General features: G+C 61.1%; 12 protein-coding genes. 3 read left to right on the top strand and 9 right to left on the bottom strand.

Going from position 1 to position 13,112, the window contains the following annotated elements:
• Positions 1-5: 5 nt before the first annotated feature.
• The 6 genes from Spa11_RS10430 to Spa11_RS10405 all read right to left on the bottom strand — a co-directional run bounded on the left by Spa11_RS10430 (position 6) and on the right by Spa11_RS10405 (position 5,667).
• Positions 6-389 carry a helix-turn-helix transcriptional regulator gene (locus Spa11_RS10430; RefSeq protein ID WP_145111814.1) on the bottom strand — a complete coding sequence of 128 codons (384 nt, stop codon included), beginning with the start codon at positions 387-389 and terminating at the stop codon, positions 6-8.
• Positions 390-598: 209 nt separating this feature from the next.
• Complete coding sequence (locus Spa11_RS10425) at positions 599-1,966, bottom strand: SAM-dependent methyltransferase (protein ID WP_145111811.1); 1,368 nt, start codon at positions 1,964-1,966, stop codon at positions 599-601.
• Positions 1,897-2,682 carry a DUF1365 domain-containing protein gene (locus Spa11_RS10420; protein ID WP_145111808.1) on the bottom strand — a complete coding sequence of 262 codons (786 nt, stop codon included), beginning with the start codon at positions 2,680-2,682 and terminating at the stop codon, positions 1,897-1,899. Before Spa11_RS10420 ends, Spa11_RS10425 begins: the two co-directional genes overlap by 70 nt.
• Positions 2,628-3,929, bottom strand: coding sequence for an NAD(P)/FAD-dependent oxidoreductase (locus Spa11_RS10415; protein WP_145111804.1), 1,302 nt, complete (start codon positions 3,927-3,929; stop codon positions 2,628-2,630). Before Spa11_RS10415 ends, Spa11_RS10420 begins: the two co-directional genes overlap by 55 nt.
• Positions 3,930-4,808: an acyl-CoA desaturase gene (locus Spa11_RS10410; RefSeq protein WP_145111801.1), complete on the bottom strand. Its 879-nt coding sequence runs from the start codon at positions 4,806-4,808 to the stop codon at positions 3,930-3,932.
• A 94-nt stretch (positions 4,809-4,902) separates the two neighbouring features.
• On the bottom strand, positions 4,903-5,667 hold the full coding sequence (locus Spa11_RS10405) for a DUF1295 domain-containing protein (protein WP_231933236.1): 765 nt from the start codon (positions 5,665-5,667) through the stop codon (positions 4,903-4,905).
• Between the two features lie 77 nt (positions 5,668-5,744).
• On the opposite strand from Spa11_RS10405, the gene Spa11_RS10400 reads away from it, so the two are divergent.
• Together Spa11_RS10400 and Spa11_RS10395 are read left to right on the top strand one after the other, a co-directional pair.
• On the top strand, positions 5,745-6,836 hold the full coding sequence (locus tag Spa11_RS10400) for an SAM-dependent methyltransferase (protein WP_145111798.1): 1,092 nt from the start codon (positions 5,745-5,747) through the stop codon (positions 6,834-6,836).
• A gap of 23 nt (positions 6,837-6,859) precedes the next feature.
• Entirely contained in the window at positions 6,860-7,261 is a 402-nt protein-coding gene (locus tag Spa11_RS10395; RefSeq protein WP_145111795.1) for a hypothetical protein, read from the top strand.
• Between the two features lie 34 nt (positions 7,262-7,295).
• Here the strand turns inward: Spa11_RS10395 and Spa11_RS10390 are convergent, their stop codons facing one another.
• Positions 7,296-9,629 (bottom strand): glycosyl hydrolase 115 family protein, encoded by a 2,334-nt coding sequence (locus Spa11_RS10390; RefSeq protein WP_197529890.1) that lies wholly within the window; start codon positions 9,627-9,629, stop codon positions 7,296-7,298.
• Between the two features lie 419 nt (positions 9,630-10,048).
• On the opposite strand from Spa11_RS10390, the gene Spa11_RS10385 reads away from it, so the two are divergent.
• A complete protein-coding gene (locus tag Spa11_RS10385) occupies positions 10,049-10,804 on the top strand; it encodes a GDSL-type esterase/lipase family protein (protein WP_197529889.1) in 756 nt (251 codons plus the stop codon).
• 1 nt (position 10,805) lies between these two features.
• Here Spa11_RS10385 and Spa11_RS10380 read toward each other — a convergent pair whose 3' ends face one another.
• Together Spa11_RS10380 and Spa11_RS10375 are read right to left on the bottom strand one after the other, a co-directional pair.
• Positions 10,806-11,900: a mannonate dehydratase gene (locus Spa11_RS10380; RefSeq protein WP_145111786.1), complete on the bottom strand. Its 1,095-nt coding sequence runs from the start codon at positions 11,898-11,900 to the stop codon at positions 10,806-10,808.
• 77 nt (positions 11,901-11,977) lie between these two features.
• Positions 11,978-13,102 (bottom strand): endo-1,4-beta-xylanase, encoded by a 1,125-nt coding sequence (locus Spa11_RS10375; RefSeq protein WP_145111783.1) that lies wholly within the window; start codon positions 13,100-13,102, stop codon positions 11,978-11,980.
• Between the last annotated feature and the right edge of the window lie 10 nt (positions 13,103-13,112).

Here is a 13,112-nt window from a genome sequence, read left to right as displayed (position 1 = left end):
GCGGATCACGGACTTCTAAAGGCGTGCTTGTCTTGTCCCACCGGCCCAGGACCTACCAATCGAACCAGCGCGTCGATCGTCTGACGCGAGGCAAGCGGGTGACGTAGAGGCTTCCCGGTTATGAGTCGATACCGATTTCGCCGCCCTACCCGCTCGCGAGTCAGGTAGCCCTCTTCCTCCAATTCCTGAACGATCCGCTGGACGGCGCGTTCGGTGATACCGACCTTGCCGGCGACTTCGCGGAGAACCTGGTCGGGATTGTTGTGCAGCTCGATCAAGACGTACGCATGATTGGACAAAAAGGTCCAATGCGAGGGCTCGCTGGGAGGCGCAAACTCCCGCAGCCCGGGCTGAACGGTTAGCGGAGGTGAGAGGCTGTATGAGGCCATCGGGTGTGATCGACTAGCGGTCGGACGACTTGGTATACGCGAATCGGGTTTCGTCTATCGTAGCTTGAGAAACACCGGCGAATGGCGCCCCCCCGTCGGGTGGTTTCCTCCCATGGCTCAGCAGAGCCGCTAGGAGGCCCTTTGGCGCGTTGAAAGCGGGGGCCTGGGTAAACCCTGAGCGAGGCGCCAGAACGCGTCCTAAGGGCCCTCTATGGAGATCTGAACGCACGTCCACTCCTCGACTTGGCGGACAGATCGCGGCGGCGCCATTGGGGCTTCGTCAGCAGCCACTGTGAGACCCCGATCCGCCGCTCCCGGAAGCCCGCCTCGCAGTAGGCGAGGTAGTACCACCACACCCGCAGGAACCGGTCGTCGAAGCCGAGATTGCCGACTTGCGGCAATTGGGCGTCGAGGTTGGCCCGCCAGGCGGCGAGCGTCTTGGCGTAGTGCTCGGAAAAGTCTTCGACCTTCTCCAACCCGAAGTTGGTCGCTCGTCGCAGGCAATCGGTGATGGCGCTGGGGCTGGGGAGGAACCCGCCGGGGAAGATGTGCTTCTGGATGAAATCGACGCTGTGCCGATAGCGGTCGTACCGGCAATCGGGAATCGTGATCGCCTGGAGCAACATGGCGCCGCTGGGCCTGAGCAACCGCGAGCACTGGCGGAAGTAGGTCGGCAGGTACCGCTCGCCCACGGCTTCGATCATCTCGATCGAGACCAGCTTGTCGTACTGCCCCCGCAGGTCACGATAGTCCGTTAGCCGGAGCTCGATGCGATCGCCCCAGCCAGATTCACGAAAGCGCTCGGCGGCGAAGTCGTGCTGGGCTTGCGAGATCGTCGTCGTCGTGACGCGGCAGCCGTACTCGCCGACAGCGTGGAGCGCAAAGCCGCCCCAGCCGGTCCCGATCTCCAATACGTGGTCGTCGGGCCCCAGTTGGAGTTGGCGACAGATACGGTCGTACTTCTCGCGCGACGCTTCTTCGAGCGACGCCTCGGCGTGGGGGAAGTAGCCGCTCGAGTAGGTCATCGTTGGATCGAGCATCAGCGCGAAGAAGTCGTTGCTCAGGTCGTAGTGGGCGGCGATATTCCGCCGGCTGCCGAGACGGGTGTTGCGCCGTAACCAATGCAACGCACTACGCAAGGGACGCAGCAGCGTGGGCGCGCCGCGTTCGGCGCCTTGCAGCGTCTCGAGATTCGCGGCGAAGACCCGGAGGGTCGCCGGTAAGTCGGGCGTCTCCCAATCGCCGTCGATGTACGACTCGGCGAGCCCGAGACCGCCGTGCAGCGCCACGCGTCGATAGAACCTGCCGTCGAGGACGCGGATCGACCCGGTCAGCGGCGTTTCGGGCGCCCCGAACGCGACGGTTCCGTGGGCGTCTTCGACGCGCAGGCCGCCCTCCTCGAGTTTCGCGAATCGGGCGAGCACCTGTCGACGCAGCCAGGGCGCCCCGGCCGCCGTCGATGCTTCCGGCGTCAACGGGGCTTCCGGCGTCAGCGGGGCGTCCGGCGTCAACGGGGCGACGGGAGTCGGGCGCTGGTGCTGGAGTTCGATCGGCTGGGATGCGGGTAGAACGGACATCGCTTCCACCAAAGGCGAAGGGCTTCGAAATAGATCGCCGTGGCGATCTGCGCGGTCATCATCGGGTATCGGAAAGCGGCGCGGCGCAGCGTGGCGGATGTAAGCGGCCGGCGACGGAGCGACAGGCTGGCGTGAAAGCTCCGCGCGCCCCGCGCCTCGCGCGACAACGTCAGCGACAGCCGTTCGCCGGGTTCACCGACGCGCCAGCAGTAGTCGGCGTTCATGTCCATGAACGGCGAGACATGGAACTCTTTCGCGTGGCGGAAGCGGAGGTCGCCGGCGGCAGTCCGGTTCACCTCGGACAGCACGTAGACGTGGCGTTCGCCCCAGGGCGTGTTGTTCACTTCCGCCAGGACGTGCTCGACGCGCGAGCCTTCGACATTGTAGGCGTAGAACAGGTTCAGCGGGCTGAAGTAGTAGCCCCACCAACGGAGCTGCGTCAGCAAGCGGATCGGCCCGGTAGGTTCTTGTCCTGTCTGCGTGCCGAGGAGGCGTCGCACTTCGTCGTCGAGGGTCGCCTCGCGGTCGAACAAGTGATCGCTTCGCAAGAAAGAGCGGACCGACCACCGCTGAGAGGATAGCAGGCCGCCGGTCCCGAGCAGCGCAGGCAGCTCGGCGAGGTCGAGGTACGCCATCACCATCCCGTAGCGGAAACGGTGCGTCACCGGATCGCGGCGGGTGTGGGCGACCGCTCCTTCGTACAGGCAGCTGTGCATGCCTCGATCCCGATTCCAAAGTGATTAGCGACCGCCAGCGCGCTGTTGACGCCGTCTTCGTGGAAGCCGTAGCCCCAATAGGCTCCGCAGAAGTGGACCCCCCGCTTGCCGCTAACTTCGGCCCACCGTCGCTGCGCCGCAAGCGACTCCGTTGAGTAGGCGGGGTGGGAGAACTCGAACGACCGAATCACCCGACCACGATCGATGTGGCGATCGTCATTGAGCGTCAGCAGCAACGAGCCCGCCGGGGCGAACCCCTGCAAGCGGCCGAGGTCGTAGGTCACGGTCGCCGACTCGTCGTCGGTGAGCCGGTAGTTCCAGCTGGCCCAGGCGTTGCGTCGCTTCGGCAAGGCAGCCGCATCGGTGTGCAAGACGGCCCGGTTCGCTTGGTACGGGAACGCCTCGAGGAGGGTTCGTTCGTCGGTTGTCGGGTCGCGCAGCAACCGCAGCGCTTGGTCGGCGTGGGCGCCGATGACGACCTCGTCATACGTTTCGACGGCGCCCGCTTCGGTGCGGACTTCGACGTCGGAAGCTCGCCGCGCCACCGCGACGACCGCTTGGCCCGTGCGGACGCGCCCCTGCATCCCGCCGAGCAGCGCTTCGACATAACGGCGCGAGCCGCCGACGATCGTGCGCCACTGCGGCCGGTCACGCAGTTGGAGCAGGCCGTGGTTCGCGAAGAAGCCGAGCAGAAAGGCGGCTGGAAACTCCAGGACTTCTCGGGGGCGGCAGGACCAGATCGCCCCCGCCATCGGCGTCAGGTAGTGCGTCACGAAGCGGCCGCCGTACCGACCGCTCGTCAAGAACTCGCCGACCGTGGCGCCATCGCGGAGAGACCCCGACGCCACCGCCCGGCGGGCGTCGCTGTTGAAGCGGAGGATGTCGCCGATCATCCGCAAGAAGGACGGACTCAGAGCGTTGCCACGCTGAGCGAACAAGCCACGTAGGCCGCTCCCTTGATACTCCAACCCCGTTGCAGGGTCGTGGACGCTGAAGCTCATGTCGCTCGGTCGCGACTCGACGCCGAGCCGGCGCAGCATCCGGCAGAAGTTCGGATACGTCCGCTCGTTGAAGACCATGAAGCCGACATCGGCGGCGTGCTTAACGCCAGCGAGGTCCACGTCAACCGTCCGGGCGTGCCCGCCCCGATGGGCCTCCGCCTCGAAGAGCGTGACTTCATGACGCGTCGCCAGAAGCCGAGCCGCGAGGCAACCGCTCACGCCGGCGCCGATGACTGCGATTCGCATTCAGGCATTCCCCTCCTGCGGCGCAAGTCGGCGGTGACTGCCGTTCTCGACCGGCGCAGGCTTGAGGTCCCAGACGAGGCCCAGGCACGAGAGCAGGTACAAGAGGTAGAACGAGATGTCGATCTCCCACCAACGAAAACCCTGCCGTGCGGAATTCGGGAAGTGGTGGTGGTTGTTGTGCCAACCCTCTCCGAACGTCACGAGCGCAAGCCAGAAGTTATTGCGGCTATCGTCGTTGGTCTCGTAACGGCGCGTCCCGATCTGGTGCGCGAGGGAGTTGATTGAGAAGGTGACGTGGTACAGAGCGACCGTCGAGATCACAAACCCCCACACGAGCATCTGCGGCCCGTTGGTTCCGAGCTGTGGGGCGTAGACCCCGAGCAGCCAGCCGAGGCCGTACATCGCCGCGGCGAGCAGCGCCGGCGCGACGAAGTCGTTGCGGTCGATCCAGCGCAGCTCGGGGAATCGCAGCAGGTCTTTGACCATCCGATGATCGGTCTGGTAATTCCGCCGGGTCATGAACCAGAGCATGTGGCTCCACAAGAACCCGTCTTGATGCGGCGAGTGGATGTCGTCGGGCTTGTCGGAGGCCCGGTGGTGGTGGCGATGATGAGCGGCCCACCAGATCGGCCCCCGCTGGCCCGCGGCGTTGCCCAGCAGGGCGCCGAGAAACTGGACCGGGCGGCTAGTTTTGAAGGCCCGATGAGAGAAGTAGCGGTGGTAGAAAGCCGTCAGGGCGAAGACCCGTGCGAAGTGGGCCAGCAACGCGACGCCGACGGCGGCCCAGCTCCATCCGACCCAGAATACGGATAGGCAAGCAAGATGTAGCAGCAAGAATGGCGCCACACGGAACCATTCAATTTCTTCAGCTCTGCGCATAGAGGAATAACCGCGGAAACGGGCGTGTCTAACTGTCTAGGACAGCGGCAACGAATGACCAGCCCTGTCGGCGGTTTTTCTCGTTGCGCTGCAGCTACTGCGGCGACCAGGGGAAGAAGGCGTTGGTCCGTTGGACGTAGGCTTCGTACCCATCCAGACGCGACTTCAGCGAGGACTCCAACAAGGTGACGCCGGAAATCCTCAGAAGCAGCACAGACATGACCAATGGCCCGATGACGGTCCACCACACAAAGCCTGCTTGCGTTGTCGCCAAGTATATCCCCCACCAAACAAGAAAGTCGCCGAAGTAGTTGGGGTGACGGGTGTACCGCCAGAGGCCCCGGTTCATCACCTGCCCACGATTCGCTGGGTCGGCCTTGAACGAGGCGAGTTGGTAGTCGCCAACCGACTCAAATGCGAGTCCGACGAGCCAGAGCATCACCCCAACCACGGCGATCGAGCCGATTTTGCCCCCTAGGAGTATTCCCGTTTGCAAAGGCAGTGCTACGATCCAACTCAGCAGCGCCTGCAACAAGAAGACCACGCCGAGACTCGTTACTGGAAACCATTTGCCCCAACGCTCTCGCATCCGGGCGTAGCGCGGGTCTTCTTGCTTCCCCCAATTCCGCCAAGTCAGGTAGCCGCTGAGCCGCACGCCCCAGATCGTCACCATCGTCACGAGCAGGTACGAAAGGGGCGAGGCGTCGCTGACGGTTAGCGTACGCCAACCTATCACGATGAATCCGATACCCCAAAATAGATCGACAATGCTGACGTCACGACGTCGGAGGCTCCAAAGCCAGACGAGCGCATGCATGACGGCTATCGCCAATAGGTTGCCAATAAGCACCGATGACATAACGGTCTCCATGCGGCTGGGCAAAGTCCTGCAGCCATTCTAGGACCTTCGCGAAAGCGACAAGCCGAATCCTTCTTATGAACTTGATTCCTATCGCCGAGTCGGGATGGCTTCCCGACACTTTGATTCGTTACGGTATCCGACGGCTGCTAAGTCGGCGTGTCGCTGAGACACAAAGTAAGCCAAAGGACCTCTCTGAGTTCGTCGCACTCCTAAGTTCGTCGCCACTCGCCATTCGGACCGACGCCGCCAACGAGCAGCACTATGAAACCCCACCCGACTTCTTTAAGCACGTCCTCGGCCCGCGGCTGAAGTATAGCTGTTGTCGCTACGAGAGTCCCGGAACATCGCTTTCGGAGGCAGAGGACGCGATGCTGCGGCTCACTTGTGAGCGGGCCGGGATCGCCGACGGTCAGGGAATCCTTGAGCTGGGCTGCGGTTGGGGATCGCTATCGCTGTGGATGGCGCACAACTATCCCCTTGCCGAGATCACGGCTGTCTCCAACTCGCACAGTCAACGAGCGTATATCGAAGCCCGGGCAGCAGCACTCAGCCTAGAGAATCTGCAAGTCGTTACTGCTGATATGGTGGACTACCAACCCGAAAGGCGCTTCGACCGGATCGTATCGGTCGAGATGTTCGAGCACATGCGCAACTATGCGATGTTATTCCGGCGTGTCGCGAGCTGGCTCGCGCCGGACGGGAAGGTGTTTGTTCACGTCTTCTGCCACAAGGGCAAGCCCTATCTCTTCGAGACAGAAGGCGCTGACAACTGGATGGGTCGCCACTTTTTTACTGGTGGCACGATGCCTTCGGCCGACCTCTTCGCGCAGTTTGACGAGGACTTGCGAATCGTCCAACAGTGGCGAGTAAGCGGTCTGGACTATTGGCGTACTTGCGAGGATTGGCTGAGGAACCTCAATTGCTCCAAGCGTGATTTAGTTAGGATCCTTCGGCCACATGTGGCGTCCGACAAAGACGCCTACGTCGCATTGCAGAGGTGGCGAATGTTCTTCATGGCATGCGCCGAACTTTTTCGCTACGAAGGCGGGACTCGCTGGCAGGTCGCTCATTACCTCTTCGAACCCGCTCCGCAGCTATCCAACGAATCGGTTGAGGACTCTGATAGCCCAGCGCCGGAACCGCGGCGTCGGCCGGTTTCCACTTAAGACTCACTCACCCGGAAAGCGTGATGATCGTCGCAGCTCGAGTATTCTTGTACGTTCTTGCGATCCTCTACATCGGGTTGGGCATTTGGTGTGCTGTCGCTCCGTCCACCACTTCGAAGAAGGTTGGGTTCGAGCGAATCGGCGAAGCGGGCCGCTCGGAGTTTATGACGGTCTACGGCGGACTGGAGGTTGGTATGGGGATCATGTTTGCGATCTTCGCAATTCGACCCGAGTCGGTTGTCTACGGCCTTGTGGCGTGTGTGGCGGTCCACGGTGGAATCGTCGCTTTTCGAACGGCGAGTTTTTTCCTGTACGACGCGATGCACGGCATGGTCGTCCAACTCGCAATCGGTGAGTGGATCATTCTACTGGTCAGCTCCACTCTCCTGCTAGCGCTCCGCCAAATGACAGCGGCCGGCGCCTGAGGACTTTCGCGATACCTACCTCAACGCAGGCTCGTTACTCCAGCATCCTGCTTTCGGGTGGGCCCAAATAGCTGACAGGCAATGCGTCTCTCTTGACAACGATTTTCTGCAGCACGGGTCCCGCATCCACTCTCCACACCTTCAGAGTGTGAGACCCAGAAGGGATCTCTATCGCCGGGGAAGTCACGATGTGGATCGCATCCGCGACATGCCGACGCCAAGGACCAGGATTCCGCTCGTTCGTGCTGCGGTCAACGTGCATGTCAAGCACGACGGGCACATGATTATCGATAGAAACCGCAAGACGGATGCCGTGGTCGTCCCCGCCGTAGATGTCTTGCGTTGGAGAGAGGAAGAGGTCAACCGTGACCTCGCCGTCTTGAGTCAGCCAGATCGGATACTCGAGTCGAGGGCCAGCGCCAGCGGGCGATGATGGCGCGTTGACGGGCGACGCGATGACCCCTGCGTCGGTGCGGCCGAGCCCGGGGATAGCCACCCAACGGACGCCATCCGTTTCAGTCGCTCTCGAGTAACTGGCCGCATTGATCGAGATGTAGTTGTCTCGTTCGAGAAACCCGCTCGCGCCCTCCTCCGCCAACTCTTCTCGTGGGTCTGATGTCTCTACCTCTCTAGAACGGGCTGTCGGCGACACCCGTAGCACCTCAGGCATCTTCTGGACTTCCGGCTGCTGCCAATAGGTGTAGCCGATATGCGTCTGGGCCATCATGTGGTTCCACTTGCCATTAAGCAACTCGTGGTAGCGGCGCGTCAGTGCGGCGTCGTACTCGTAATGCTTGATGACGTCGTCGGCGAAGTCGTTCGCAGCGGGGTTGCCTGCTGCTCCGAATCGCTGGTTGTTCGCTACGGCGTGGTACATCTCATGGAGATTCCCGAACGCCAAGATCGGGTGCAGGACAAGTTGGAAGTAAGCTGGCCTAGCTTCTTCCGGCAATTTCTTCTCCAAACTCTGGGCGTCATCCATCAGTGCTCGCCATTCTTCGACGACCCGATCCCACTCGTTGAAGCTAGTGAGGCTGTACGTCTTAGCGTCGAGAAGCTCCGGCTTACGACGTGCCGCCAGGTGCTCATAGCGAGCTAGCAGATTCGCAATTGGTTGCGCCAATTCGGCCCCAAATTGCTCTTCCGACCATGACTCTCGCCAGCACTCAATCGAAGACGCAATCTGCTCGACGGAGAACTGATCGGGGTCGTACGCCATCGTCAGGAAGAAGTCGATCGGCGCCTCCATCGGCTTGAGATCGCCGACATTGACAACCCAGATTTGATCAACGCCATGCTCCCAGCTGAGGTGCATCTGCTCCCATACCCGAGGACTCGAGTTAGTGTTGATCCATTTGTAGTTTCGTGGGTCACCTACGTAGTCGAAATGGTAGTACATGCCGTAACCGCCTGGATGCCGTGGGTCGGTTGGCCTAGGCAGCCTACGGACGTTCCCCCAGTTGTCGTCACAGAGCAGCAAGATCACGTCGTCCGGAACCTTCATCCCGCGGTCGTAGTATTCTTGAACCTCTTTGTAGAGCGCCCAGACTTGGGATTGGGTCCTTGGCGGACGGCCTAACTCTTCTTTAAGAATCTGGCGTTGGTCGCTGACGATTTGCTGCAATAAGTCGATGTTCGCCTCGTCGGTCATTGGCATATCACCGTCGCCGCGCATGCCGAGTGTGACGACGCTCTCATGGTCCCCCATCCGTTGGATGCCTTCCCGCCAAAACTCGTGCAGCGCTTCGCCGTTGCTGGCATAGTCCCAAGGCCCCTTCCCGTACCGGGCCCACTCGACGTGCGCACGCTGCATCGGTTCGTGGTGGGACGTGCTTAGCACGATCCCCAACTCGTCGGCGAGACGTTGGCTCTCGGGGTCGTCGTCGAAGAGTGATCGCCCCCACATAGCGGGCCATAGAAAATTGCCGCGGAGGCGGAGGAGCAACTCGTAGACATGAGCGTAGAACTTGCTGTTGCAGCCGCCGAACTTCTCTTGAGCCCAATTAGCAAGGGCAGGCGCCTCATCGTTCAAGAAGACGCCGCGGTAGCGGACCCTTGGCGCAGGTCTAACACGTGGCACATCTGCTAGGGTAATGTTCTTTGATTTGTGGATGGGAACATCGGCCCACCAGTACCAGGGTGAGACACCGATCTCCCGCGACAGGTCTAGCATTCCGAAAATCGCACCACGCTTATCACTGCCGGCGATCACAAGGACATCCCCTACGACGGTCGTGACCGACGCCTCGAGTTCGCCTCGGACTTGCGAAACGTCGAGTTTGCCTGCCGATACAAGGTCATCGACCTCGCCACCTGCGCCGATCACGCCGACAAGGAGAGCGAGACCATCCGGCCGGCGTCCTTGCACGATGGTGGGTCGCTTTCCGCCAACTCTCTCCACGTCGTCTGCGAACCACTCGGCCACGCGTCGCACGCCCGCGGGAGCCGCGGAGTCTAGCTGTATCGCAGCGGGCTCACCGTCTGCAATGAGAGTAAACCCCCCGCCCACAGCGGTATCAACCAGCGCGAGGGTCCCAATTAGGATAGCCACGACCCCTCGAATCGTCACCGCATAGAAAGTGATCGGGCTCATCATTGTCAACTCTTCCCTACTGGTACGATACTTCAAGTGAGTCTTCGTATGGCTTGCTTCGCGGTTTGCGATAGTCTCTGCTACAACACAAACGGCTCACGGCCGAACGTGCGACGTCAACTCAACTCAGGTTCAGAACCTTAGCGAATGGATCCGAATCGATGTCTCTTCTACGGATAAGCCTTATAACTCTGATGGCGACGACGAGCGTGAACGCGATAGCCCAATTCCAATCGCTGCCGCGCCAAGACGAGAACTCGAAGATTGCTCACCAGCAACTCCTCGACAAGGCCGGAAAGGGTAGGATCGACGTTTACTTTCTCGGCGACTCGATAACCCGCCGGTGGGGTTGCTCCGACAGGGCCTACTCCGACCTCTATGAGAACTGGCGGTCCCATTTCCATGGTTGGAACGCCGCCAACTTCGGCTGGGGCGGGGACACGACACGCAATGTCCTTTGGCGAGTGCAGAACGGCGAGCTGGACGGCGTGAATCCCAAAGTCATTGTGTTGCAGGCTGGTACGAACGACATCGGCGGCGCCGCTTACGACGCCATGAAGGGACAAGCCAAGGCCGATGAAGTTGTCGCTGGCATCGAGGCGATCCTGGCGACATGCCAAGAGAAGGCGCCGCGGGCTGCAATCCTCCTGACAGGCGTCTTTCCACGTGGTGACAATCCGACAGCCAATCCGGTGATCTCCGCGATCAACGACAGACTCGCGCATCTGGCGAAGGAACACGATATCCGCTTCATCAACATCAACAACCAACTCGCTGACAGCGAGGGGCGGCCTCACGACGGAATGACGGTGGACGGCCTGCATCTTTCGGTGACGGGTTACGATCTTTGGGCCGCAGCGTTGAAGCCACACCTCACGGGCATTCTTGGTGCGCCGGACGATGAGGATTTGGCGCCACCGCCTACCGGCGACCCTTCCGCGGCGAATTAGTTTAAGCTAGCGGCCCCTCGCTTTCCGACGCTTTGCGGCATGTATCGATCGCGGCCTGCAAGTATCCCATTGCGTACGCCATTCCCGCATGCCAAGGGGCGCCGCAGGACATCTGCGGGGCGTGGTCCGGAATAATGACGCCATCAAATCCTGCCATACGAAGAATGGCTAGAACTCGCGGTACGTCGATGTCGCCGTCGTCAATGAAGGTCTCCTTGTAATAGGGCGCCTTACCGGTGACGTTTCGCAGGTGGACATAGGCGATCTTGCCTTCTGATGCGTATTGCTCGGTTGCGGCGTAAACATCGGCGTTAGGCATCTCGGCAATGGTGCCCACGCAAAACTCGAGTTGATTGGCGGGACTAGGCCGAAGATCGAGCACCTTCTGGTAAAGCTCGGGACGGTAAACCAGCCGCGGCTGCCCACGCATGTACTCCATGGGTGGATCGTCGGGATGCAATGCGAGCCGAACGCCCGCCTCCTCTGCGACTGGTATGACTTCGTCAAGGAATCGGCGCAGGCGATCCCAGAGTTGTGCAGGCGTCGCCCGCGGCGCTGCCTCACCGGACGAATTGGGATCAATCACCATGTTCCACGCCATTCCCTGTGGCATCGGCGTGTCATAGGGGCCGTCCATACCAACGGCATAGGCCTGCCCTCTCGCAAATGGCCCTGTCACTCGCCCACAGACGCCAGCGATGGAGAAGTTGTAGCCCATGGTCGGCACGGCGGCTTCGCCAAGCCGCCGGACCGTTGTCTTGATGTTCTCGATGTGGCGGCTCCACTGTGGCCCGTCGATCAGAATATCGTGCCAATGGGCGGGGTCGAAGTTCTCGATCGCTTCTAGAGTGAGCCCTTCATCGGCCGCGGCATTACGTAAGTTGACGAGCTCTTCAGTCGTCCACAGTTGTTTCGGATCACCCGCCAACCCCCACCCCCGGTCGCCGCCGGTGGGTTGGTCCCCCTGGGGATTAGCCGGCTCACCGCGAAAGTAATCGACCAAATGGGCGACCAAGTGCGTCGCTCCGCACTGCCGTGCGAACCGGAAATTCTCCCTGGTAAGCAAATGACGGTAGAGGCCGAGGCCGAGCTTCATGGCTTCGTATAAGAAGAAAAGGGGTGCTCTTAGCTGAATCGGCAGAGTTCGGCTTTTTCGGATACGTACGCTTCGACTTACTCTTTCGCGACGTTCAATACCGACCAAAAAGCCGGTTTGGGTTCGAGATTGCGATCGAACAGCAGCGAGTGAGCGACACGGCCCCTGACGGGCCAGTTATTGTGCCATGACTGGCCGTCATCAACGCCCCAAAACGTGACGCGGGAAATCGCTGCATCGTGTTTCTTGAACAGGCGGAAGAACAAGGCGTACCGATCGGCCTGCGCTTGCGACACTTCGGCTGGTAGGCCCTCGCGATAAGGGTTCATGCCCTCCCTCGAGGCGGCGCGTTCTGCGACGTCGGCGCCCTGGTTGCGGGTGGGCCGTGGCAAAACGTTCATGTCTAATTCGGTGATCATCACCTTGACGCCAAGCTTGCCATAATCCGTTAGCGAATCATCAATCTCTTGCTCACTCGGATAGTCGAGGGCCCAATGCCCTTGCAGGCCAACGCCATCGATCGGCACCTCTTTTTCCTGGAAGTCGGCGACCATCGCAGCCACGGTCTTCCGTTTACCGGGCTGGGTCATCGAATAGTCGTTGTAGTAGAGTTCGGCGCCGGGGTCGGCCTCGTGAGCGAAACGGAACGCGAGCTCCATATAATCGTCGCCGATCTGGCGCCGCCACTTTGAGTCACGCCATGAGCCATCGTCTTCGATCGCCTCGTTGACGACGTCCCATCCCCTGACGCGGCCCTTGTATCGGCCGACGACGGTGTGAATATGGTCGCGTAATCTCTCAATCAGCTCCTCGCGCCCGACGGGCTGGCCTGCCTCGTCCTCGAACACCCAGTCGGGACACTGACTGTGCCAGACGAGCGTATGACCAACAACCTCGATGCCGTTCCGCTCCGCGAACTCTACGAGCATGTCGGCGTGACGGAAGTCGTACCTACTAGGCTCCGGGTGAAGAGCCTCCCACTTCATCGCGTTCTCCGCCGTAACGACGCTGCATTGCTCGGCCACCAGATTGAGCGCGCGGCCGCTGGTATCTTCGAGTTGCCAAGCAGAGATTGCCATCCCTATGTCGAAGTTCTTCTCATAGGCCATTCGCAGCGAGGGAGGACCTTCCCCGTGGACGACGGCATTGGCAAACAAGATCACTCCGGCAACTAATGCTACTACTAGACGTGGCGTTGTCATGGCGTGGATT

Origin of the sequence: Botrimarina mediterranea (assembly GCF_007753265.1) — a bacterium.
GTDB classification, from domain to species: domain Bacteria; phylum Planctomycetota; class Planctomycetia; order Pirellulales; family Lacipirellulaceae; genus Botrimarina; species Botrimarina mediterranea.
Note: the sequence above shows the minus strand (reverse complement) of the source record. Positions and strands in the feature narration are given on the sequence as shown.